Below are 23,158 nucleotides of genomic sequence, written 5' to 3'. Positions count from 1 at the left end.
CAATGACTATCTTGGTAATCGCTGAACACGACAACAAGGTGCTGGCTCCGGCCACCCTGAACACCGTGGCTGCTGCCGCAAAAATCGGTGGCGACATTCACGTGCTGGTTGCAGGCCTTGGCGCTGGCGCCGTGGCTGAAGCCGCTGCGAAAATCGCTGGCGTGAGCAAAGTCTTGCTGGCTGACAACGCCGCCTACGCGCACCAGTTGCCTGAAAACGTTGCCCCTCTGGTCGCAGAGCTGGGTGCCGGCTACAGCCACATCCTGGCCGCCGCCACCTCCAACGGCAAAAACATCCTGCCGCGCGTTGCTGCGCAGTTGGACGTTGACCAGATCTCCGAGATCATCTCGGTTGAAAGCGCCGACACCTTCAAGCGCCCGATCTACGCCGGTAACGCCATCGCAACCGTACAGTCCAACGCTTCGGTCAAGGTCATCACCGTGCGCGCCACCGGCTTCGACCCAGTGGCTGCCGAAGGTGGTTCGGCTGCCGTTGAAGCCGTCGCCGCTGCCCACGACGCTGGCACTTCCAGCTTTGTTGGCGAAGAGCTGGCCAAGTCGGATCGCCCTGAGCTGACCGCTGCCAAGATCGTCGTATCGGGCGGGCGTGGCATGCAGAACGGTGACAACTTCAAGCACCTGTACGCCCTGGCCGACAAGCTGGGCGCGGCGGTCGGCGCTTCCCGCGCAGCCGTCGACGCAGGTTTCGTACCCAACGACATGCAGGTCGGCCAGACCGGCAAGATCGTTGCGCCACAGCTGTACATCGCCGTCGGTATCTCCGGCGCGATCCAGCACTTGGCCGGTATGAAAGACTCCAAAGTGATCGTTGCGATCAACAAGGACGAAGAAGCACCGATCTTCCAAGTGGCCGATTACGGCCTGGTGGCGGACTTGTTCGAAGCCGTACCTGAGTTGGAGAAGCTGGTCTAATCCAGCCGCTTCACTTATAAAGAGCCCGGTCTTTGGACCGGGCTTTTTTTTTGAATACCCCAAAACACTGTAGGAGCGAGCTTGCTCGCGAAAAACTCACAGGCACCGCGTTCATCCAGAATGTGCGCGTCATCGTTAACGTTTTTCGCGAGCAAGCTCGCTCCTACAATAATCCTACGGAGAACCTCGCCATGGAACTGCGCCCCTGGGCCGTACTGCTGGGCTTCACGCTGCTGCCAGGCCTGGCGCTTGCCGCCGGTAAATGCGAGCGCCTGGTGATCACCGGCAGCCCGGATGCGCCGCCTTTGCTCTGGCGCGATCCCCAGGACCCCACGCACCTGATCGGCGCCACCGCCGATGTGCTGCAACAGGTGGCCAAGGACCTCGGGCTGAAAATCGACCTGCTCTATGGCGGCAAGCGCTCCATGGCCCTGGATGAAGTGCGCAGCGGGCGCATGGACCTCCTTGCCGACGCATCGTTGAACCTGGGTGAGCTGGAGAACCTCGATTACATCCACCCGGCGCTGGTGCAGACCGATTACCTGGTCTGGACTCGCAAAGACTCAACGCTGGCCTATACCACTGCGGCCGACCTGCACGGTCACCAGGGTGCAGTGTCGGAACGGGCACGATTGAGCCGCGACTTTGAAACCTTCGCCAGCCAGCAACTGAGCCTGCAACGCATGCCCACGTTGACCCCGGCGTTCCAGAAACTGCTGTTAGGGGAGGTGGACTATGTATTGGCCGGACGCTATTCGGGCATGGCCATGGCCCAGACCTTGGGCATGAGCAATGACCTGGTCGCTCGCGACGTTCCCGTCGACCAGCCCGGTCTGTACCTGGCGATTTCCCACAACTCGGCCTGCAATGATCCGTGGCTGCGCGGACAGCTGGCTAAAAAGATGACAGAATTGTCCGGGTCTGGTGTGACGCAAGCTGCGCTACAGCGCAACCTCGAGCGCTGGAAAGCGCAATTGCAACAACCCGTCGGCACCCCAACACAGTAGGGATTTCCAGTGATTTTTCGACCTCTTTTAGCGGCCCTCGCCGTCGTTGCTCTGGCGGGATGTGCAGCCGATCCTGCGCCGAATGAACAAATACGCCTCACCCAGCAAGCGTTGGAACAAGCCAACGCCGTGGGTGCCAACACCGATGAATCGCCCGAACTGAAACTGGCCGAAGACAAATTCGCCCAGGCCAAGGCCGATATGGCCGACCAATCCTACAAGGACGCGCGCATGCAGGCCGAACAGGCCGAGCTGGATGCGCGCCTCGCCGAAGCACACGTGCTGACCCGCAAGAGCCAGGAACAACTCAACGTGCTCAATACCCGCATCACCCGCTTGCGCAAGCAATTGCAGTTGGGAGAAGCCCAATGAGCCCGATGATCCGTGGTTTGAGCTGTGTATTGCTGCTGGGCAGCGCGGCGCTGGGCGGCTGTGCCAGCCACCCGAATGGCGAACTGGCCCTGCAACAGGCGGGCAGCGATTTCCAGAAGGTCAAGGAAGACGCGAATGTGCTGCGCTTTGCGCCCAAAGACGTGATCCGCGCCGGTGAATCCCTCGCCCGTGCCGATCGCCTGTCCAGCTATTGGGGCAGCGGTGCCGACGTGGTGCATTACGCCTATCTTAGCCAGCGCTACAGCGCGATCGCCCGCGAACACACCGAGCAGGCGCTCAACCAGGAGCGCGGCGCCAAGCTTGAACTGGAACGCCAGCGCTTGCAGCTGGCCCTGCGTGAAAGCAAGTTGATCAGCGTGCAGCAACAGGGCAAATGGCTCGAAGAACAGATCGCCAGCCTGGCCACCACCCAGACCGATCGGGGCCTGGTGATGACCCTGGGGGATGTGTTGTTCGACACCGGTGAAGCAGAGCTGAAAAACTCGGCCAACCGCACGGTGTTGAAGATCGTGCAGTTCCTGCAACTGAACCCCAAGCGCGTGGTGCGCATCGAGGGTTACACCGACAGCACGGGCGGCGAGCAGGAAAACCTCAAACTGTCCCGCGACCGGGCGCAATCGGTGGCGGACGTGCTGGTCGACCTGGGCATCGACGAAAAACGCATCCAGGTCGAAGGCTACGGCGATCAGTACCCGGTGGAAGCCAACGCTTCCGAGCGAGGCCGCGCGCAGAACCGTCGGGTGGAAATCGTGTTCTCCGACGCTAAAGGCCAGTTGGGCGCCGCTCGCTGAAGCGTTGCGCCGTTCAAAAATGTGGGAGGGGGCTTGCCCCGATGACGGCGTGTCAGTCAGCGAAACTGTTGACTGAACCCCCGTCATCGGGAGTAAGCCCCCTCCCATATTTGTTTGGGGTACACCCTCACAGTTTTTGCTGTCACTGCGGTCCGCGCTCGACTATTGTGGCAACTGTCCCCGTACACTTCTAAACTGTGCCGGTATGTTTCACACAAAAATAAAATACCCGTGAAATCGAGTGCTGCGTCATGACCAATCTGTTGCTTTACCAACGTATCGCCCAGCAACTGGCTGAGGATATCCGGCGCGGTGTCTATCAGCCGGGCGAGCGCGTGCCTTCGGTGCGCAAGATGAGCTCCCAGTTGAATGTCAGCCACGCCACGGTGTTGCAGGCCTACGCCAACCTGGAAGACCAGGGGTTGATCCGCGCGCGCCCGCAGTCCGGGTATTACGTGCACCAGACGCCCGCGCTCACGGCGCCGACGCCGGATATCGCGCGGGTCGAGCGCCCGGGGCTGGTCACCCGTAGCAGCATCATCCAGCAGGTGTTGGTGGAGTCACGTCGCGAAGGCGTCTTCCCGCTGGGCGCCGCCGTGCCGAGTGTCGATTACCTGCCCGTGCGCGCGCTGCACCAGCAGTTGGCCAAGGTCACGCGCTTCCAGAGCCCTCGCGCGTTCAGCTATATGTTCAGCCCTGGTTTCGAACCGTTGCGTCGCCAGGTGGCGATCCGCATGCGCGATGCCGGCGTGGTGGTCGACCCGTCCGAAGTGGTGATCACCCACGGTTGCGTCGACGCGTTGCAGATGTCGTTGCGCGTGTTGACCCGTCCAGGCGACCTGATCGCCGCCGAATCGCCGACCTATTACGGCTTGTTGCAACTGGCCGACCTGCTCGGCCTCAAGGTTATCGAGATCCCCAGCGACCCGGCCACTGGCATGAGCCTGGAAGCCCTGCAACTGGCAGCCAACCAATGGTCGATCAAGGCCCTGGTGCTGACCACGCGCCTGAGCAACCCCCTGGGCGGCACCATGCCTGAGGAGCGACAGAAACAGTTGCTGCGCCTGGCCTCGGATTTCGATATCCAGATCGTCGAGGACGATATCTACGGCGAGCTGATGTTCGAACTGGGGCGCACCAAGGCCCTGAAAGCCTATGACCGTCTGGATCGGGTGATCTACTGCTCGAGTTTTTCCAAGACCTTGTCCCCCGGTGTGCGCATCGGTTGGATGATCGCCGGCAAATACCAGCAGGAAATCCAGCGCCTGCAGATGTTCAGCACCCATTCGGCATGCAGTGTCACCCAGATGGGCGTCGCCGCGTACCTGGAGAACGGTGGCTACGACCGGCACCTTCGCTACATCCGTCAGGAATACCGCAAGAACCTCAGCGCTTTCCAGCTGGCGGTCCAGCAGTATTTCCCCGAAGGCACGCAGATGACCCGGCCTAACGGCGGTTTTATCCTGTGGGTCAGTTTGCCCGGGCGGGTCAATACCCAGGAACTGCATGTACGTGCCCTGCAACAGGGCATCAGCATCGCCCCGGGGCTGATCTTCAGTAACACCGAACAGTTCAACCACTGTATTCGCTTGAATTGCGGCACGCCGTGGAACCGTGAGGCAGAGCGCGCACTGATGACCCTGGGGATGTTGGCCAGCCAGTTGTGCCAGGAAACCGCAGCCGGTTTTTAGGCGCCCAAATGGGGCGGTACCGATCGCCGGCTGATCACCGCGCTTGTCATGCCGCGCACAACAAGCGAGCATATGGCCCTCTGCCGTTAATGCTGTTGGCGATATGACCTCTATTTTTCGTGCCTTTTTGGTGATTAGCCTCTTAAGCCTTGGCAACGTCGGCACTGTACTGGCGGCGACCCCTGTGCCGGGAGCCGCACCCGCAGTCAGCACCGAGCAGAAGACCCCTGCGAAAAAGCCGGCACCTGCGAAAAAAACCGCGCAGACCAAGAAGAAAGCGGCCACGACGAAAAAACGTGCGCCGGTCTCGAGCAAGTCCAAGTCGGCTCGCGAAGTGGCTCAGACCCAATTGCCACCGGCACAGTTGGACTTGTCCTTACCCTCGGACATGGTCAGGCACTTGCAACCCATTGGCACCATGGCCCAGCCGAGGAACGTGCCTCTGCTGCCGCCGATGTTTGGCGAAAAGCCATCCGATAACAGTGCGTTCCAGATCAACGGCCGCTTGCTCAGCAATGAGATGAGGCTGCAACTGCGCAACGAAGAGCGCCGCGAAGTCGAAGGCGCCGCGCTGGATTTCGAGTTCAAGCAGTAGACTTTCCGTCAAAGGTGACTTCGTCACTCGACCATCTGTCGCAGACTGGTCGGTCACTTTTGTTTTCTGCGAAAAACCCCTGTTAGACCATTTTAAAACGGCTGTTTAAGGGCGTAATCTAGCCCGGCCATCCCTATTGAGTCGTCGAGGACCTGCTGGTCATGAAATGCCGTGAAGGCTGTGGCGCCTGTTGCATCGCCCCCTCCATCAGTTCACCGCTGCCAGGAATGCCCCACGGCAAACCCGCGGGCGAACGCTGCCTGCACCTGTCGGTCGAACAGCTATGCCTGCTGTTCGGCCGACCGGAGCGGCCGGCGGTGTGCAGTGATTTCAAGGCGGATATCGAGGTCTGCGGCACCGACCAGGCCGATGCGATCCGGTTGATCGGCTGGTGGGAGCAGATGACGGCGGCTTGATGGGCTTTACTATCGGAACTTCAACAATAAGGAATACAACAATGGGTTCGCTGAAACGAATGGCTGTGTTGTGCGGTTTTACGGTGTTGTTTGCTGCTACTGCTCAAGCTGAGGATTGGCAGGTCGCCAAGGACGAAGACGGCATCAAGGTGTCGCTGAGCGAAATTGCCGGCTCCAAGTACAAGGCATATCGCGGTGTGACCGTAGTCAAGGCGCCGGTGGCCAAGATCGTGGCATTGCAGGAAGACGTGGCTGGCGCCTGCAAATGGATTCATGAGTGCAAATCGCAAAAACTGCTCAAGAAGGAAGGCGACAAGAGCTGGACCTATACCCAGTTCAAGGCACCGTTCCCGGTGACCGACCGCGATTCCATCCTGGAAATCACCACCTCCACGGCCGCCGACGGTAGCGTGACCCGCAAGCTGCTGGAAGTGCCGACCTACCAGCCGGAAGTGAAGGGCTACGTACGCGTCGCCCAGGTGGAAGGCTACTGGAAGCTGGTGCCCAAAAACGCCAATGAAACCGAAGTCACCTACCAGGTGCACACCGAGCCAGGCGGCAGCGTGCCTTCGTGGCTGGCCAACAAGTTCGTGGTCGACGCCCCGTTCAACACCTTGAAAGCCCTCAAGGAGCGCGCTGAGCAGTAAGCGCAGTTGATCCGGTGCCTCCGACCTTGAGTGGAACGTTTGCCAGGCCCTCAAGGTCCAGATAGAGGTAAGCCCACACATGGGTTTTATCGAGGAGGCACCGATGCAAAAGTGGCAGATTACTTTCGTTGATGATCACGGCGTGCAGTCCGTGGAGCAGTTCACCTGCGAACAGAAGCCCAGCCTCGAAGACGCTGCGCACATGATTCGTAACAAGCTGGTGCCAGTGGCTGCCGAATTGAACCTCAATGACCTGGAAGGTCGTAAACCCGAGCCCACGGTCAAGATCCTCAAAGACCAGAACAGTATCCAGATCCTCGACATCTCTCCTGCTGTCTGAACATTTCCTGTATGCCTTTCAAGCGCCTCTGGTGGAGGTGATAGCTTCGCGCTACTCTGCAAGCGAGATCAGCGAATGAATCGCTAAGGTCTGGTCTTGTCAGCTACATGCTTGTTTTCCAGCGGTGATGTCATTGCCCCAGGTGATGTGATTGCCGTAGCCCCGCGCCAGTAGGGCGCGGGCTTGGGGAAGCACGGAAAGTCTATCCATCGGTCTGAGGAGGACGTTTCATGAGCACAGCCTATCAAGAAGACATCAGCACCAACGTTCTGCGCCGTATGAAAGAAGGCGGGTTCGATTTTTCACGGTTCCACCCCATCGAGTTCTACGCCATTTTCCCGGATGAGGAGCGGGCGCGCAGGGCTGCGGGTGAATTTCGTGGCGAATCGCTGAATGCCCAGGTCAGCGCGCGCGACGATGGTGCCTGGTACTTGGAACTGAGCAAGATCATGTTTGCAACCTACGACGGCATAGGAGACTTCGAGCAGGACTTTGAGGCGGTGGTCGAGCCCTTGGGCGGGATCATCGAGGGATGGGGGGTCAAGCAGGAGGTGCGTGGCTTACCCATGTAAATTTTCATCATGTAGTCAGGTTTTATGAGCAGCGAAGTGTATCGGCTGACCTTTTGGGTCGGCCGATTTTGTTTGGGCGCCAATAAAACTATTCGGAACTTGCGCGTGTTTTTTGGGCACCAAAAAAAAGCCACCCGAGCAAGGTGGCCTAAAGGGAAGAGCGGTTCGCTGACGTGGCAGGACGCATCCTGTTCAGCCGATGGGGACGATTATCCGCAGGCTTGGCCGGGCAGTGAAATCAACTCTGGCTATGCTGTTGATAGTCAAAGCCCGCCTTGTGATGAAGCAATGGGCATGACGCCGGGCGTTCTGCGCACCAGGAAGGTGCGACATGGCGCTTCTATTAATTCAACGGCTTGATTTATAAGTGTTTATGCCGCTGGCACGGGCCTTGCGATGCTTCTTGCGTCCGGGTGACAAGGAGTTCGGCATGATCCGCACTTATTACGACGAAATGTACGATGGGGCAGGGCAGGTCCGCCCTCACTACCGCGAGTTCGCCCGTTGGTTGGCTGAAACCCCTGCTGAACTGCTGGCCCAGCGCCGGCGCGAAGCCGATTTGCTGTTTCACCGCGCCGGGATCACGTTCACCCTCTATGGGGACGAGCAGGGGACCGAGCGCCTGATCCCCTTCGACACCATTCCCCGCAGTATTCCCGCCAGTGAATGGCGGATTGTCGAACGTGGCTGTATTCAACGGGTCAAGGCGCTGAACATGTTTCTCGCCGACCTGTATCACGATCAACGCATCATCAAGGCCGGGATCATTCCCGCCGAACAAGTGCTGGCCAACGAGCAATACCAATTGGCCATGCAGGGCCTGGACCTGCATCGCGATCTGTATTCCCACATCTCTGGGGTCGACCTCGTACGCGATGGTGACGGCACCTACTACGTGCTTGAAGACAACCTGCGTACACCGAGCGGTGTCAGCTACATGCTCGAAGACCGCAAGATGATGATGCGCCTGTTCCCTGAACTGTTCGCCGCCCAGCGCATTGCGCCAATCGATCACTACCCCAACTTGCTGCTCGACACCCTGAAAAGCTCCAGCCCCCTGGATAACCCCAGTGTGGTGGTACTGACGCCGGGGCGCTTCAACAGCGCATTCTTCGAACATGCTTTCTTAGCCCGGGAAATGGGGGTGGAACTGGTGGAGGGCGCCGACCTGTTCGTGCGCGATGACCGCGTGTTCATGCGCACCACCGACGGGCCCAAGGCGGTAGACGTGATCTATCGACGCCTCGATGATGCATTTCTCGACCCGCTGGCTTTCAACCCGGACTCCATGCTCGGCGTGCCCGGCCTGCTGGCGGCCTATCGCTCCGGCAATGTGGTGCTGGCGAATGCTATCGGCACCGGGGTAGCGGATGACAAGTCGGTGTACCCCTTCGTCACCGAGATGATCCGTTTTTACCTGGATGAAGAACCGATCCTGAAGAACGTTCCGACCTTTCAATGCCGCAAGCCCGACGAACTGTCCCACGTGCTGGCCAACCTGCCGGACCTGGTGGTCAAGGAAACCCAAGGCTCCGGCGGTTACGGCATGCTTGTCGGCCCGGCGTCCACGGCGGCGGAAATCGAAGCCTTCCGCGCGCGCATCAAGGCCAAGCCCCACGCCTATATCGCGCAACCGACCCTGTGTTTATCCACCTGCCCGACGTTTGTCGAAAACGGCATTGCGCCGCGCCATATCGACCTGCGCCCCTTCGTGCTCTCCGGCAAGGAGACCCGCGTAGTGCCCGGTGGCCTGACCCGCGTGGCCCTGCGCGAAGGGTCGCTGGTGGTCAATTCGTCCCAGGGCGGCGGCACCAAAGACACCTGGGTGGTTGAGGACTGATGCCATGTTGAGTAGAACTGCCTCGGATTTGTACTGGATGTCGCGCTACCTGGAGCGCGCGGAAAACCTCGCGCGCATGCTCGATGTCAGCTATTCGTTGTCGCTGATGCCCCAGGACGGGCGCGGCGACGGCTTGCATGAGTTGGCCATGCCGTTGTTGATCACCGGCACCTTGGACGATTACCACGAACGCCACGGCGAATTACACGCCGAGCGCCTGTTGCACTTCTTTGCCCTGGACGCCGCCAACCCGGCGAGCATCTACAGCTGCCTGGGCGCCGCGCGGGCCAGTGCCCATGCGGTGCGTGGGCGCATTACCGCCGACATGTGGGAAAACATCAACGCCACCTGGCTGGATATTCGCGATATCGCCCAGCAGGGCTTGAGCCGTTACGGCATGAGCCGGTTTTGTGAATGGGTCAAGGAGCGTTCCCATCTGTTCCGGGGCGCGACCTACGGCACCATCATGCGCAACGACGCTTTTCGCTTTATCCGGTTGGGCACCTTTATCGAACGCGCCGACAACACCCTGCGCCTGCTGGATGCGCGCTATGAAATGGCCGGCGACCAGGCCGAAGCAGTCACCGATGGCACGGCCCACGCGTACTACCAGTGGAGTGCCTTGCTGCGCGCGTTATCGTCGTTCGAGGCCTATACCGAGATCTACCGGGACGCCCCCGGCGCGCGCCAAGTGGCGGAGTTGTTGCTGCTGCGCGCCGATGTGCCGCGTTCACTGCGGGCCTGCAGCGAAGAGATCGACCAGATCCTTGCCAGCCTGCCCGGCCTCAATGGTCGCCCGGCCCAGCGGTTGGCCGCGGAGATGGACGCGCGCCTGCGCTTTACCGCCATCGATGAAATCCTCGAGGAAGGCCTGCACGCCTGGCTGACCGACTTTATCCCCTTGGTTCGCCAGTTGGGCGACGCCATCTACAGTTCTTACCTGGAGGCGGCATGAGACTCTCCATCAGTCACGAAACCACTTACCACTATGACGACCAGGTTCGCGCGAGCATCCAGTACCTGCGCCTTACGCCCCACGATAGCGAGCGCCAGCACGTACTCAGCTGGCAATTGGAACTGCCACGCCCGGTGCGTGCCCAGGTCGACCCGTTCGGCAATATCCTGCATGTGCTGACCCTGGACGAACCCCACGATGCCATCATCATTGGCGCCCGTGGCCAGGTGGATATCGACGAACTGCGCGAGGCCGAGCACGAAAGCCAATCGGCCTTTCCGTTCCTGCGCAGTACCCGCCTGACCGAACCCGACGACGCCCTGCGCCGCTTTGCCGAACAGCACTGCCACCAGCGTCGCGACCGTACGGCGCTGATCGACCTGATGCATGCGCTCAACCAGTCGATGGTCTATACGCCGGGCGCCACCGAAGTCGACACCAGCGCCGCCCAGGCCTTCGCGGGCCGGGCGGGCGTGTGCCAGGACCACACCCACGCGTTCCTGGCCTGCGCACGCAGCCTTGGGATTCCGGCGCGGTATGTGTCGGGGTATCTGTACACCGAAGACAGCACCCACCTGGCCAGCCACGCCTGGGCCGAAGCCTGGCTGGATGACGCCTGGTACAGCTTTGACGTGACCAACCAATTGGCCCGCCCCGAACGGCACTTGAAACTGGCCGTGGGCCTGGACTACCTCGACGCCTGCCCGGTGCGCGGCATGCGCCGTGGCGGTGGGCATGAGCAGATGCATGCCAAGGTGAGCGTGGCGCCGACGCCGGTGATCTCAGTCCAGCAGCAGTAGTCCGCTTCCACCGGTCTACCTCCTGTGGCGAGCAGGTTTGCCGTGGCAAGCAGGCACGTTGTGGCAAGTGGGCACGTTGTGGCGAGCGGGCTTGCCCCGCGTTGGGCTGCGCAGCAGCCCTAAAACCAGCCACCCCGGCCATATCTGATACACCGCATTCTGCTTTATTGGGGCTGCTTCGCAGCCCAACGCGGGGCAAGCCCGCTCGCCACAACGTACCCGCTTGCCACAACAAGCCCGCTCGCCACAGCAAATCCGCTGCTACAGAGATTGGGTGGATTCAGGGTTGTTGCTTGCGCCCGGCCATATGCTTCAAATACCCCACCAGCAACGCCAGCTCGCTGTCAGGCAACACACTGACGGCGAACGCTGGCATCTTTGCCTGCGGCCAGCGCCTCAGGCTCTGCGGGTCGCGGATATAGCGCTTGAGGAAATCGCCGCTGAAATACTCGGTGGGGTTGTAGGGAATATTCAGGTCCGGCCCTACCTGCGCATCGCCGCCACCATTGAGGCGGTGACAGGCCAGGCAGTTTTTCTGGAACAGCGCAAAGCCCTGGTTCACCGGGTCATCGGCCGCCAGTTTCGGGTCGGGTAACAGCGCGGGAAAACGTTCGGCCACGGTCTTCAATTGCTTGATCGCGGAAACCTGGAACGGCCACTGTTCCGGGCTGATAGGCCCGGCCTGCGGGTCGGTCCACACCAGGTAAAACGGTCCGGCGCTGGGTTTGCCGTCGGCCAGCGCGGGCCATGGGTGAGCGGGGTCTTCCACCGCGAGCCAGGCGCGGGCGCCGCTTTTTTGCAACAACGGCGCGGCCGTCAGTTCAGCGGCGAATCCATCAAGGGCCACGGCTTGCAGATGGTTTTCCGGCTTGAGGCCCGGTAGGAGCGCCGCCAGCGGCACTGCGCGATAGGTCATGTTGCGTTTGTAGGACACGTCATCAACGATCTGCACCGTCTGCGCCTCGGGAAGCTTGAGCAGCTCGGCGGTCTGCCAGGTCCTGCTGGCGTGGTCCAGTTCGATGGTCAGTTGCGCGGCCGAGGCGGGCAGGGCCAGGAGCAGCGCGAGGAAGGCTAGCGACGGTTTCAAGAGAGAGGTCCGGACGAAAGGGGGATGGAACCTACGATAGCGCAAAATGCGCACGCAAAACGGCAGCTCCTGACAGGACCGCTATAAGCAATGTCCCGACAGGTGCTGCCAAAAACTGCAATCCTGATGTACAGAATGGGGCATGTGATTCGTCAGCCAATAACCTTGGTGAGGTTGGGCAGGATCAGAATCAGTGTGGTGGCGAACAGAATAAGTCCCGCCTGACGTACTTTCGTGTGCTTGAACATGGCTGACTGCCTTTTGTTGTTATTCCTGAGCGTCAAATGCGTGCCGGTGTAGGTCAGTATCGCAACGTGACGTGTCGCTTTTCTTACAGTTGCTCCAGCAAAACCCGGCAGCAACGTCTTACTGATTGAACCTTAGAGCCCTCGTTCTGCATGGCTTAGATCCATTTCATATCAGCTAATCGCAATTACTGATTAAAACGCTATGAGGCCTATCGCCATCTTGGCGCCAATGCCTTGGCTAGACCGCTAAAACGATTAATCAGGCGAATCCTGTAGCTACCTACCGTTCGTCCGAGCGTGGGGGTCAAAACCTATGAGCGCATCCGTCATTGAAACCGTGTCAATCGGGCCTAAGGTAAGGGCACTACTGCGCAATGGTTCGAGGACGTCATGACCCAAGCTTTGATCTTTGATGCGATACGCACGCCCCGTGGCAAAGGCAAGGCCGAGGGTGCCCTGTACAGTGTCAAGCCGGTGAACCTGGTGGCGGGGTTACTCAAGGCGCTGGCCCGGCGCAGTGACCTCGACACGCATCAGGTCGATGACATCGTCCTCGGTTGCGTCACCCCGGTGGGCGACCAGGGCGCCGACATCGCCAAGACCGCCGCGCTCGTGGCCGACTGGGACATCAGCGTCGCCGGCGTGCAAATCAACCGCTTCTGCGCCTCGGGCCTGGAGGCGGTGAACCTCGGCGCGATGAAAGTGCGTTCCGGCTTTGAAGACCTGGTGGTGGTCGGCGGCGTCGAGTCCATGTCCCGCGTGCCCATGGGCAGTGACGGCGGCGCCTGGGTGCTCGACCCGCACACCAATATGCACTGTCACTTCACGCCCCAAGGCATTGGCGCGGATTTGATCGCCACCCTGGAAGGTTTCAGCCGTGAGGATGTCGACGCCTTCGCCCTGCACTCCCAGCAGAAAGCGGCCAGGGCGCGCGCAGACGGTTCTTTCAACAAATCGCTGATCGCGGTGCAGGACCAGAACGGCATTGTGTTGCTGGACCATGACGAGTTTATCCGTGGCGACTCCACCCTCGAGGGGCTGGGCAAACTCAAGCCCAGTTTCGAAATGATCGGGCAGATGGGGTTTGATGCCACCGCACTGCGGGTCTACAGCCATGTGGAGCGCATCCACCATGTGCACACCCCAGGCAACAGCTCCGGCATTGTCGACGGCGCCGCCTTGATGTTGATCGGTTCCGAGGCCAAGGGCCGTGAACTGGGCCTGCGGCCGCGGGCGCGCATCGTGGCGACGGCGGTCACCAGCACCGACCCGACGATCATGCTGACCGGCCCTGCACCGGCCACGCGCAAGGCCTTGGCCAAGGCAGGTTTGCGGGTCGAGGACATCGACCTGTTCGAGGTCAATGAAGCCTTCGCCTCGGTGGTGCTCAAGTTCATCAAGGACATGCGCATCGACGCCGCCCGGGTCAATGTCAACGGCGGGTCTATCGCCATGGGCCACCCGCTGGGCGCCACCGGCTGCGCGATCCTCGGCACCCTGCTCGACGAGCTGGAGGTGCGCCAGCAACGTTACGGCCTGGCCACTCTGTGTGTCGGCGGTGGCATGGGCATCGCCACCATTATCGAACGCCTCTGAGCCCAAGGAATTGTCATGACCCAAGCTATCCGATACGAAAAAGGCCAGGACCAGATCGCGGTGCTCACCCTCGATATGCCCGGCCAGAGCGCCAACACCATGAACGCCGTGTACCGTGAGGCCATGGCAGCCACCGTTACGCGCCTGGAAGCGGAAAAGCACACGCTTGCCGGCGTGATCGTCACGTCGGCGAAGAAGACATTCTTCGCCGGTGGCGACCTCAATGAGCTGATCAAGGTCGACAAGGCCCACGCCAAGGATTTCTACGACAGCGTCCTGGTGTTGAAGGCGCAACTGCGCCGTCTGGAAACCCTCGGCAAACCCGTGGTGGCCGCGATCAACGGCGCGGCTCTTGGCGGTGGCTGGGAGATCTGCCTGGCCTGCCATCATCGGGTCGCGCTGGATAACCCGTCGGTGCAACTGGGGCTGCCGGAAGTCACCCTGGGCCTGTTGCCGGGCGGCGGCGGGGTGGTGCGCATGGTGCGCATGCTGGGGTTGGAAAAGGCCCTGCCGTATTTGCTCGAAGGCAAGAAAGTGCGGCCGCAACAGGCGTTGCAAGCCGGCTTGATCGATGAACTGGCGGCGGATCTCGATGAGCTGCTGGCCAAGTCCCGCGCCTGGATTCTCGCCAACCCTGAGGCGAAACAGCCTTGGGACACCAAGACTTTCCAGATCCCTGGTGGTACGCCGTCGAACCCGAAAGTCGCGCAAATGCTCGCCATCGCACCGTCGATCCTGCGCAGCAAAACCAACGGCTGCTTCCCGGCTCCGGAGAACATTCTCAGTGCCGCGGTGGAGGGTGCCCAGGTGGATTTCGACACCGCGCACCTGATCGAAACCCGCTACTTCACCGAGCTGGTCACCGGGCAAGTGGCGAAGAACATGATCGGCACCTTCTGGTTCCAGCTCAATGAAATCAACGCCGGCCGTTCGCGACCCCAAGGGTTTGCTACCTATGTGACACGCAAGGTCGGCGTGCTTGGCGCCGGCATGATGGGGGCGGGGATCGCCTACGTCAGCGCCAGTGCAGGCATTGACGTGGTGCTCAAGGACATCAGCCTGGCCGCTGCCGAAAAGGGCAAGGCGCACACGGCCGCGTTGTTGGACAAGAAGGTCAGCCGTGGGCAATTGACCGCCGGGCAGCGGGAAAGCATCTTGGCGCGCATTCATCCAACCCAGGATGACGCCGACCTGGGCGGTTGCGACCTGATCATTGAAGCGGTGTTCGAAGACCGCGACCTCAAGGCCAAGGTCAGCGCCGCTGCGCACCGCGTGGTCGGCAGCGACGCGGTGATCGCTTCCAACACCTCGACCTTGCCCATCAGCGGCCTGGCCACGGCCGTGCCCGACCCAGGCAAGTTTATCGGCCTGCACTTCTTCAGCCCGGTGGACAAGATGCCGTTGGTGGAGATCATCAAGGGCGCCCATACCTCGGAAGAAACCCTGGCCCGTGGTTTCGACTTCGTCCTGCAAATCAAGAAAACCCCGATTGTGGTCAACGACAGCCGCGGCTTCTTCACCTCGCGGGTGTTCGGCACCTTTACCAACGAAGGCATCGCCATGCTCGGCGAAGGCGTGGCCGCGCCGATGATCGAGACCGAAGCGCGCAAGGCGGGCATGCCGGTAGGGCCACTGGCGGTGTCCGACGAGGTATCCCTCAGCCTGATGAGCCATATCCGACAGCAAACCGCCAAGGACCTGCACGCCGAAGGTAAAACCGTGCCGACCCATCCGGCGACGGTGGTGATTGAGCTGCTGGTCAACGAGTACAAACGCGGGGGCAAGGCGGCGGGGGGCGGTTTCTACGAGTACCCGGCGGGCGGGCAGAAGCATTTGTGGCCTGAGTTGAAGGCGCGCTTTGAGCGAGCCGACCAGCAGATTCCAGCGCAGGATGTGCGCGACCGTTTGCTGTTTATCCAGGCCATCGAGACCGTGCGATGCGTGGAGGAGGGCGTGTTGATGTCCACCGCGGACGCCAACGTGGGGTCGATCTTCGGGATTGGCTTTGCGGCGTGGAGCGGGGGCGCGTTGCAGTTTATCAATCAGTACGGCTTGAACGACTTCATCGCGCGGTCGCGCTACCTGGCCGAGCAGTATGGTGAACGCTTTACGCCGCCGGCGTTGCTGCTGGAGAAAGCGGCGCGGGGTGAAGTATTTCGGTGATCAACCTGTGGGAGGGGGCTTGCCCCCGATAGCGGAGCATCAGTCACAGAATACAGTGGCTGGATCACCGCTGCCGGGAGCCAGCCCCTCTCCCACAAAGAGCATCCTGCGGGGCTTGCCTTGGAGGGGTATTTCAAGGCAGGCTCTTGGGGTGTTCAATATTCCCATCGCCGTGTCAGGTATTTTTTATGTCGCTACGCGTCTGCATCCTGGAAACCGATATCCTGCGTCCAGGCTTGATCGATCAGTACCAAGGTTACGGGCAGATGTTCAAGCGCCTGTTCTCCAAGCAGCCGATTCCCGCTGAGTTTGTCGTGTACAACGTGGTGCAGGGTGAATACCCCTCGGACGACGAAGTGTTCGACGCCTACCTGGTGACCGGTAGCAAAGCCGACTCCTTCGGTACCGACCCTTGGATCCAGACCCTCAAGACCTACCTGCTCGAACGCTACCAGCGCGGCGACAAGTTGCTGGGCATCTGCTTCGGTCACCAATTGCTGGCGCTGCTGTTGGGCGGCAAGACCGAGCGCGCCGGCCAGGGCTGGGGCATGGGCATCCACGACTACAAGCTCGACGCCAAGGCCTCGTGGATGAGCCCGGAGGTGCCCGAACTGACGCTATTGATCAGCCATCAGGACCAGGTCACCACCTTGCCGGAAAATGCCACGGTCATTGCCTCCAGCGATTTTTGCCCGTTCGCCGCGTATCACATCGGCGACCAGGTGCTGTGCTTCCAGGGACACCCGGAATTTGTCCACGACTATTCCCGCGAACTGCTGGAGATTCTTCAGACAACCTTGGGCGAAAAGGTCTACACCAACGGCGTGGCCAGCCTCGAACGCGACCACCACGGCGTCACCGTGGCGGAATGGATGATGCGCTTTGTGGCACACAAGCCCGAGGCCAAGGTCAAAGCCAACCCGAGCGCTTGAAGCTGGCCCACAGTCCGGTACAGCCTAAAGCGATGAACCCCAACACCCCGAAATAGCCGTAGTGCCACTGCAGCTCGGGCATGTTCTGGAAGTTCATCCCATAGATCCCCGCGACCGCCGTGGGGAACGCCAGGATCGCTGCCCACGCGGCGAACTTGCGTTGCACCACACTCTGGCGCGACGCTTCCAGCAACACCCCGATCTCGATGGTCTGGCTGGCAATGTCGCGCAGGGTGGTGAGGTCTTCCATCTGCCGCGTCACGTGGATCTGCACGTCACGGAAATACGGGCGCATGTTCTTGTCGATAAACGGGAAGCTCAACTTCTGCAATTCCTGGCTGATCTCCACCATCGGCGCCACATAGCGCTTGAGCCGCAACACATCACGACGCAGGCCGTGAAGGTTCTGGATATCGCGCTCACTCAGCGAGCTGCACAGCACGTTGCGCTCCAGCTCATCGATCTCGGCGTGGATCGCCTCGCTCACGGGCTGGTAGTTTTCGGTGACGAAATCCAGCAGGGCATAGAGGACAAAGTCTTCCCCATGCTCCAGCAATAACGGCCGCGCCTCACAGCGTTGGCGCACAAAGCCGTAGGACGCTGAATGGCCATTGCGCGCGGTGATGATATAGCCGTTGCCGGCGAAGATATGGGTCTCGATAAACACCAACTTGCCGTTCTCGCGCACCGGTGAGTAAGTGACGATAAACAGCGCGTCGCCAAACGTTTCCAGCTTCGGGCGGCTGTGTTTTTCCAGGGCGTCTTCGATGGCCAGCTCATGCAGGTTGAACTGGCGTTGCAGGTTGGCCAGCTCCTGGGCGTTGGGTTCTTCCAGGCCGATCCACACAAAGTGACCGGGTTTGGCGGCCCAGGCCGCGCCTTCGTCAAGGGTGATATCAGTAACTTTCTTTCCGGCGCTGTAGACAGCGGCCGCAACAACTCTACCCATGATGCTGATCACTTCTTATTAGGAGGACAGGTGTTGGGCAGCTTAGCTTGAAGCGAGTTCTATTGTTGCGGCACTTTGCAGTTCCAGGTCCATTGCCTTGATGCACTCATCCATCTGCGCATGACACGCCTGCATCAACGCCGGGATGTCATCCGAAGTCAGGCCGATGGTAGGAATCGGCGGCAATGAGCGTATGAGTACATCACCGCTGTTCCAGCGGTTCAGCCGCATATGGGTGACGTAATTGCTCACGCACACCTGCACGATTGGCACACCCGCGGCCACCGCCATATGAAACGCGCCCTTCTTGAACGGCATCAGGCCATTGCCCAGGTTGCGCGTGCCTTCCGGGAATACCCAGATCGACGTGTCCTTGTGCTGCAAGGTATGGGTGGTGGTCAGCATCGCCCGGCGTGCCTTGTATGCATTGCCCCGGTCGATCAGCACATTGCCCGCCAGCCAGAACAACTGGCCGAACAACGGCACCCATTTCAGGCTTTTCTTGGCGATACACACCGTGCGGTGCGGCACCACGGTGCCGAGCACAAACAAGTCATAGTTGGACTGGTGGTTGGCGATGATCACGCACGTACCGGGCTTGTTGCGCAACGAGTCCACGTCGGCCTTCACGTTTAGGCGCAAGATCCACATGGCCGGCAGTGCATACAGGCGGGCACACAGGCGGCTGTTGTCCGGGTTGAACGGCCGGCAGATTCCCACCAGCACGCCCAGCCCACCGGCGGCAATAAAGTGCAGGCCCATCAACAACATACGCAACAGAAAAAGCATCGATACGGCTCATCGAGACAAAAGTGGGCGCAGTGTACGGATGTGCACTGAATTCGGCAATTGCGCCTAAATAGGAAGGAGATAGGCGATGTTTAAGTACATGTTTCAACAAGTGCTGACAGAGCCTGTCTAGAGCGGTGAGGGATGATTCGGATATGCCTGTAAGAAAAAGCCCGACTCAAGGTCGGGCTTTGGTGCAGCAGGTGTAGGCGATTAGCTGAGGATATGGCCCTGATCCTGGATGATGGCATCGTCCAAGGCTTCCAGCAGCCCACTGCGCACTTTCAACTTGGTGTGCTTGTGCGCGTTCATATTGAGCTTCTTCAACTGCCGTGCGGCTTCCAGCGCCGCTGCGTGCAACTCCTCCGGCGCCACCACCTTATCGAGGAAGCCGGCCTGCAACGCGCCCTGCGGGTCAAACATCTCGGCATTGATCACCGAGCGATGAAACGCCGACTTACGCAGACGATCCCGCGCCAGTTCGATACCCGCATGGTGCATGGTCATGCCGATCGCCACCTCATTCAGGCCGATACTGAACGGGCCCTCGACACCAATCCGATAATCCACCGACAACAGCAGGAACGCGCCCTTGGCCACCGCATGGCCTGGGCAAGCGACGATCACCGGGAACGGGTGCGACAACAGACGACGTGCCAGCGTCGAGCCCGACGTCACCAGGCTGATAGCCTCTTTAGGGCCGGCCGTCATCACCTTCAAATCGTAGCCACCCGACAAAATCCCCGGTGTACCGGTGATGATCACCACCGCCCGGTCTTTCTCTGCCTGATCCAGCGCTTCGTTAAATGCGCTGACCACCGCTGGAGAAATGGCGTTCACCTTGCCGTTGCTCAAGGTCAGTGTGGCGATACCGTCTTCGAGGTGGTAGGAGATCAACTCACTCATGACGCGGTTCCTTGTAGGATTTGTTATAGACGTATGCAGCAGACGTTACCCACCACGCCCGCCCTGGTAAAGCACCATGACTGACTACCCAGTCAGACTTTTCCCGTATACCCGACGGCAGACGGCCTAGGGCAGGGCACAGCAGCCAGGGTAGACCCTCGCGATCAGTGCCTGAGATTGGCACAATCACCCTCCTGCGCCGCCCCCACTCCGACATACCCCCTAACCGCATGAAAATTCTGAAAAAAACCTTTGCCATCAGAAAGGCTTTCGACTACATTAGCGCGCCTCGACAGACTGAACTGGTTTGACGAGATACGGTGAAGTGTCCGAGTGGCTTAAGGAGCACGCCTGGAAAGTGTGTATACAAGAAATTGTATCGAGAGTTCGAATCTCTCCTTCACCGCCACATTCTGAAAACGCAAGCCCCTGATTTTCCTAGAGAAAGTCGGGGGTTTGTGGTTTTTGGCATCCGAAAAATGCCCCCATGGGACCACCATGGGACTGGTGCGCTAATTTGGTGCGAGAAGGAAGGCGCCTGACTGCTTGCTGTAGGCGCCCATTTCAGTTGTCTAGGTAAGCAATGCTTCGTTACTTGAAGCGGTAAATGCGTAAGGTTGAATCGCGCTGAAAGATTCGGGCGAATTACTAATTCAAGGAGTGCACGCCCCAGTGAAGTACGTCGTAGCGTTGTTCCTTTTGACGGTATCTCAATTGGTTCAGGCAGACTGTTCGGTGTCTGACATCAAAATAACGTCGTTGAAAGCTAAGTTTGTAAATACGTGCGGGAGTGTTGACTGTACTCATATGACTGGCGTAGCCACGCTCGTAAACAGCTGCGCTGAGGCCACGGGCATTCAAATCCAAATCACTGCTTACAACAATCAGGACTCGCCTGTTTCTACAAGTGAGCACTGGCCAGCCAGTGTTAGAAACATCCCCCCAGGCAGTTATACGTTCTCTCTTGATCAGTGGCTTGAATATGACCCTACGATTACCTCTTTCGGCCTAAAGGCAATCGACGTGAATCAATGGAAAAAGTGAGGGCTAGTAGTAACGCGCCTAAAATCAGAAATGCACCCCGCTGAGTCGGCCGCTTTGATTACAATGGGCCATCATTCACAGCAAGGAGTAACACTGATGAGCTTTGAAGGCATCGAGGTAATTGTCACCGTCGAAGACTACGTCTCGACCAACCAGTACCTGGAAAAAGGATGGATTCTGCTATCAATTAATGCAGTTGGCGGGAGCCTGGCGTACACCCTCGGTCGCCGAGGGAAAAAGGTAGACGCGATGGAAGGGTTTGCCCTAGGCGCACACGCCCAGCAGCCGTAAGCCAGCCGCTTTACCAATAACGCGCGGCATGAACAGAAAGGAACCCCGCCGCTTCGGCCGTTGTGCCTACAATAGTCCGTTACTCACAAGGAGCTGTACCGATGGCGATTGAAGATACCAAAGAACTGAAAGTCACAAGCAGCCTGCAGCAAGCGAATGCGTATATTGCGAAGGGCTGGACACTGATTGGAACGTTTGACTACATGATTGAAGATTCGTCGATGAGTCGCTACACCCTCGCTTGGCAGAAAGCCGGTGAGCCTGCTGATGTACCTTGGCAGTCTGGATGGTAAGCGTCGAGTACCAGTAACGCCGCTTATGTTCAAAAGCCCCCTACACTTGAAGTCAGTGCGGGGGCTTTTTTGTGCATCGGTGGAAACCAGCCCCCCTGGACTGGTAGACCAACACCCACGGCGGTGGTTTTACGCAGTGACCGCTGATTCGATCAGGAAACGCCCACCTGGCGCTATCCAGCACCTCAACAATAATGAGTGAAAGAATGAGCGTCGTATTCTCGCGAAACGGTGTCAGCATGCCCGATCTGGTCCGCACCAAACTCGCCAACTACCTGGCGCGCATCGGCCGGGCCGGGGATGTGCATACCTTGGAAATGGTCCAAGAGCGTGCCGAAGGTTTTGTGGAGGGAGTGGAAGCCGCACGTGCGCTAACCTCGGCCACCATTGAGGGGTTGTTTATCGCCGTCGAAGAGGCCGCCGCATGCCGCCGCCGGGAGCTGACGCCATGAAGGGTGAGGCGATCCAGTCCGAGACCCTCAAAGCGCTGGTCAGTCAGCATGCGATCCGGGAGGCCGTCGTGGGACGCGTTGCTGGTGATAGCAGCCAATGGACGTTGTCTATACGCCTGGGCGGACCTACCGCTCGCCTGGTACCAGTGCGCTCGCGGCGGGAGCCGCTGCGCACCTGGACGAGTCTGACGGCCGTGGGCCGATTCGCTGACGCGGTGGGGCTGCGCGGGTTTACGGTAGAGTTGTGACCGGCGACAGCTTGAGGGCCAGTTGCAGCATCCCCACCACGTCCGGCCCATCCTCGTTAATCCACGTCCCATAGTGCTGGCGGATCATGTTGCCATTGGTATGCCCCATCTGTTCGGCGATCCAATCGATTGACGCAATCCCCGTGGTCAGCAACTGGCTGGCATAGGTGTGCCGGCACTGTCCCGGCCCGCGGTAGCGGACGCCGGCAGCGAGCAGATGAGCCTTAAAAAAACGGTCACGCACGACAAAATCGTTGGCATGGGGCAGGCCGCTTTTGGTGTTGATGAACACAAAGTGCAGCGTGTGTTTGCGTACGGTTTTGTTATCGCGCTCTACGATATCGACGGTATCCGCTTTGCGCTTTCGCGTCAGTGCATCGACCTTGCGCAAGGCGTCCCAAGCGGGGGCGAGTAAACGCACCTTACGCATCGAGCGCCGCGTCTTGGTAACACGGTAGGCGCCGCGTACCTTCGATCGGCGAAAGGTCACCGTGCCCTGTTCCAGGTCGACGTCTTCCCACGCCAATGCGATGGTTTCAGACACCCGTGGACCCGCCCACAGCATGAATTGCACCATCAACAGCTCATGCGTGCGGTCGGTGGGGGTGTCGAGGATTTGCTGGATTTCCGCCCGGGTGAACGGGTCCGGGGCCTCGGGATCTGGCAGACGCACCATTAATCCCTCGGTGGGATCGTGGGCGACTTTCATCCGAGTTCGGTAGAGCCGGAACACCTGGCGTACGTTGCTGATGATGTCGCGGATGGTCTTGTTTTTGAGGGTCTTGGACAGTGTTCCCTGGATCCACTCCTGCAGGTCCAAGTGATCGATCGCGTTGATCTGCACCTTGCCCCAGCGTGGCCGTACATGCACTTCGGCCTTATTGGCGTAACCTCGGTAACTCGACGCTGCAACGCTGTTGGCTTTGATCCGCAACCACAGGTCCAGGTAGTGCCCGAAGGTGTTTTCCACCAGCCTGGCGGAGTTGGGAAAATGGCGCGCGTAGTCAAAGGTGCCTGAGTCAATCTCGTATTCAATGATGGCGAGCAAGCGTTTTGCCTGGGCCACTGTGGCCGGTTTGTTGCCTCCTGGTATCGATTCACGGCATTTTTCGCCGTTGTATTGAAAATAGATTCTCACGGAATTGCCGCGAGCTTCGACCCCACTCATGTAAACCCCTAAC

At 59.8% G+C, this 23,158-nt stretch carries 26 protein-coding genes and 1 tRNA gene; 22 read left to right on the top strand and 5 right to left on the bottom strand.

Annotated elements, in window-relative coordinates:
* Positions 1–2: 2 nt before the first annotated feature.
* The 14 genes from P2T68_RS28265 (at position 3) to P2T68_RS28200 (ending at position 10,979) form a co-directional block, all read left to right on the top strand.
* The gene (locus P2T68_RS28265) at positions 3–932 is read left to right on the top strand and encodes an FAD-binding protein (protein WP_024076933.1); all 930 of its coding nucleotides are present in this window, start codon (positions 3–5) and stop codon (positions 930–932) included.
* A 191-nt stretch (positions 933–1,123) separates the two neighbouring features.
* Positions 1,124–1,939 (top strand): transporter substrate-binding domain-containing protein, encoded by an 816-nt coding sequence (locus tag P2T68_RS28260; protein ID WP_277378617.1) that lies wholly within the window; start codon positions 1,124–1,126, stop codon positions 1,937–1,939.
* A gap of 9 nt (positions 1,940–1,948) precedes the next feature.
* Positions 1,949–2,311 (top strand): DUF4398 domain-containing protein, encoded by a 363-nt coding sequence (locus P2T68_RS28255; protein WP_024076931.1) that lies wholly within the window; start codon positions 1,949–1,951, stop codon positions 2,309–2,311.
* Positions 2,308–3,123 (top strand): OmpA family protein, encoded by an 816-nt coding sequence (locus tag P2T68_RS28250; protein WP_024076930.1) that lies wholly within the window; start codon positions 2,308–2,310, stop codon positions 3,121–3,123. Before P2T68_RS28255 ends, P2T68_RS28250 begins: the two co-directional genes overlap by 4 nt.
* 251 nt (positions 3,124–3,374) lie before the next feature.
* The gene (locus P2T68_RS28245) at positions 3,375–4,814 is read left to right on the top strand and encodes a PLP-dependent aminotransferase family protein (RefSeq protein WP_024076929.1); all 1,440 of its coding nucleotides are present in this window, start codon (positions 3,375–3,377) and stop codon (positions 4,812–4,814) included.
* 103 nt (positions 4,815–4,917) lie between these two features.
* Positions 4,918–5,409 carry a translation initiation factor 2 gene (locus tag P2T68_RS28240; RefSeq protein ID WP_277378615.1) on the top strand — a complete coding sequence of 164 codons (492 nt, stop codon included), beginning with the start codon at positions 4,918–4,920 and terminating at the stop codon, positions 5,407–5,409.
* A gap of 161 nt (positions 5,410–5,570) precedes the next feature.
* Positions 5,571–5,825, top strand: a complete 255-nt coding sequence (locus tag P2T68_RS28235; RefSeq protein ID WP_024076927.1) for a YkgJ family cysteine cluster protein — start codon at positions 5,571–5,573, stop codon at positions 5,823–5,825.
* A 41-nt stretch (positions 5,826–5,866) separates the two neighbouring features.
* A complete protein-coding gene (locus P2T68_RS28230) occupies positions 5,867–6,472 on the top strand; it encodes an START domain-containing protein (protein ID WP_024076926.1) in 606 nt (201 codons plus the stop codon).
* 103 nt (positions 6,473–6,575) lie between these two features.
* Positions 6,576–6,812, top strand: a complete 237-nt coding sequence (locus P2T68_RS28225; RefSeq protein WP_041161285.1) for a hypothetical protein — start codon at positions 6,576–6,578, stop codon at positions 6,810–6,812.
* 230 nt (positions 6,813–7,042) lie between these two features.
* The gene (locus P2T68_RS28220; RefSeq protein WP_015885395.1) at positions 7,043–7,384 is read left to right on the top strand and encodes a ribonuclease E inhibitor RraB; all 342 of its coding nucleotides are present in this window, start codon (positions 7,043–7,045) and stop codon (positions 7,382–7,384) included.
* Between the two features lie 24 nt (positions 7,385–7,408).
* The gene (locus P2T68_RS28215; RefSeq protein ID WP_144113513.1) at positions 7,409–7,744 is read left to right on the top strand and encodes a hypothetical protein; all 336 of its coding nucleotides are present in this window, start codon (positions 7,409–7,411) and stop codon (positions 7,742–7,744) included.
* 70 nt (positions 7,745–7,814) lie between these two features.
* Positions 7,815–9,224: a circularly permuted type 2 ATP-grasp protein gene (locus tag P2T68_RS28210; RefSeq protein ID WP_024076924.1), complete on the top strand. Its 1,410-nt coding sequence runs from the start codon at positions 7,815–7,817 to the stop codon at positions 9,222–9,224.
* A 4-nt stretch (positions 9,225–9,228) separates the two neighbouring features.
* Positions 9,229–10,179, top strand: coding sequence for an alpha-E domain-containing protein (locus tag P2T68_RS28205; protein ID WP_010563770.1), 951 nt, complete (start codon positions 9,229–9,231; stop codon positions 10,177–10,179).
* Positions 10,176–10,979, top strand: a complete 804-nt coding sequence (locus P2T68_RS28200) for a transglutaminase family protein (protein WP_024076923.1) — start codon at positions 10,176–10,178, stop codon at positions 10,977–10,979. Before P2T68_RS28205 ends, P2T68_RS28200 begins: the two co-directional genes overlap by 4 nt.
* A gap of 280 nt (positions 10,980–11,259) precedes the next feature.
* Here P2T68_RS28200 and P2T68_RS28195 read toward each other — a convergent pair whose 3' ends face one another.
* The gene (locus tag P2T68_RS28195) at positions 11,260–12,066 is read right to left on the bottom strand and encodes a cytochrome c (RefSeq protein ID WP_102625468.1); all 807 of its coding nucleotides are present in this window, start codon (positions 12,064–12,066) and stop codon (positions 11,260–11,262) included.
* Positions 12,067–12,704: 638 nt separating this feature from the next.
* Between P2T68_RS28195 and P2T68_RS28190 the strand changes: the two genes are divergently transcribed.
* The 3 genes from P2T68_RS28190 to P2T68_RS28180 all read left to right on the top strand — a co-directional run bounded on the left by P2T68_RS28190 (position 12,705) and on the right by P2T68_RS28180 (position 17,005).
* Positions 12,705–13,910, top strand: a complete 1,206-nt coding sequence (locus P2T68_RS28190) for an acetyl-CoA C-acetyltransferase (protein WP_024076920.1) — start codon at positions 12,705–12,707, stop codon at positions 13,908–13,910.
* A 15-nt stretch (positions 13,911–13,925) separates the two neighbouring features.
* Complete coding sequence (locus P2T68_RS28185; RefSeq protein WP_277378614.1) at positions 13,926–16,073, top strand: 3-hydroxyacyl-CoA dehydrogenase NAD-binding domain-containing protein; 2,148 nt, start codon at positions 13,926–13,928, stop codon at positions 16,071–16,073.
* Positions 16,074–16,261: 188 nt separating this feature from the next.
* Complete coding sequence (locus P2T68_RS28180; RefSeq protein ID WP_277378613.1) at positions 16,262–17,005, top strand: amidotransferase; 744 nt, start codon at positions 16,262–16,264, stop codon at positions 17,003–17,005.
* On the opposite strand, the gene P2T68_RS28175 is transcribed toward P2T68_RS28180, so the two are convergent.
* The 3 genes from P2T68_RS28175 to P2T68_RS28165 all read right to left on the bottom strand — a co-directional run bounded on the left by P2T68_RS28175 (position 16,983) and on the right by P2T68_RS28165 (position 19,649).
* Entirely contained in the window at positions 16,983–17,954 is a 972-nt protein-coding gene (locus tag P2T68_RS28175) for a magnesium and cobalt transport protein CorA (RefSeq protein ID WP_041161284.1), read from the bottom strand. The genes P2T68_RS28180 and P2T68_RS28175 overlap by 23 nt on opposite strands.
* Positions 17,955–17,996: 42 nt before the next feature.
* A complete protein-coding gene (locus tag P2T68_RS28170; RefSeq protein ID WP_168232596.1) occupies positions 17,997–18,743 on the bottom strand; it encodes a 1-acylglycerol-3-phosphate O-acyltransferase in 747 nt (248 codons plus the stop codon).
* 213 nt (positions 18,744–18,956) lie between these two features.
* Entirely contained in the window at positions 18,957–19,649 is a 693-nt protein-coding gene (locus P2T68_RS28165) for a crotonase/enoyl-CoA hydratase family protein (protein ID WP_024076915.1), read from the bottom strand.
* A 319-nt stretch (positions 19,650–19,968) separates the two neighbouring features.
* On the opposite strand from P2T68_RS28165, the gene P2T68_RS28160 reads away from it, so the two are divergent.
* From P2T68_RS28160 to P2T68_RS28140, 5 genes are all read left to right on the top strand, one after another.
* Positions 19,969–20,058 (top strand) — tRNA-Ser (locus P2T68_RS28160).
* Between the two features lie 731 nt (positions 20,059–20,789).
* On the top strand, positions 20,790–20,984 hold the full coding sequence (locus P2T68_RS28155; RefSeq protein WP_277378612.1) for a hypothetical protein: 195 nt from the start codon (positions 20,790–20,792) through the stop codon (positions 20,982–20,984).
* A gap of 101 nt (positions 20,985–21,085) precedes the next feature.
* On the top strand, positions 21,086–21,277 hold the full coding sequence (locus tag P2T68_RS28150) for a hypothetical protein (protein WP_277378611.1): 192 nt from the start codon (positions 21,086–21,088) through the stop codon (positions 21,275–21,277).
* A 239-nt stretch (positions 21,278–21,516) separates the two neighbouring features.
* Positions 21,517–21,729, top strand: a complete 213-nt coding sequence (locus P2T68_RS28145) for a hypothetical protein (protein ID WP_277378610.1) — start codon at positions 21,517–21,519, stop codon at positions 21,727–21,729.
* Positions 21,726–21,977 (top strand): hypothetical protein, encoded by a 252-nt coding sequence (locus P2T68_RS28140; protein ID WP_277378609.1) that lies wholly within the window; start codon positions 21,726–21,728, stop codon positions 21,975–21,977. The genes P2T68_RS28145 and P2T68_RS28140 overlap by 4 nt, the downstream gene beginning before the upstream one ends.
* On the opposite strand, the gene P2T68_RS28135 is transcribed toward P2T68_RS28140, so the two are convergent.
* Positions 21,961–23,145 carry a DUF3596 domain-containing protein gene (locus P2T68_RS28135; protein WP_277378608.1) on the bottom strand — a complete coding sequence of 395 codons (1,185 nt, stop codon included), beginning with the start codon at positions 23,143–23,145 and terminating at the stop codon, positions 21,961–21,963. The two genes, P2T68_RS28140 and P2T68_RS28135, sit on opposite strands and share 17 nt — an antisense overlap.
* Positions 23,146–23,158 lie beyond the last annotated feature (13 nt).

It is taken from the genome of Pseudomonas sp. G11 (genome assembly GCF_029457515.1).
Classification (GTDB): domain Bacteria; phylum Pseudomonadota; class Gammaproteobacteria; order Pseudomonadales; family Pseudomonadaceae; genus Aquipseudomonas; species Aquipseudomonas gorinensis.
This window is presented reverse-complemented; position numbering and strand designations above follow the sequence as displayed.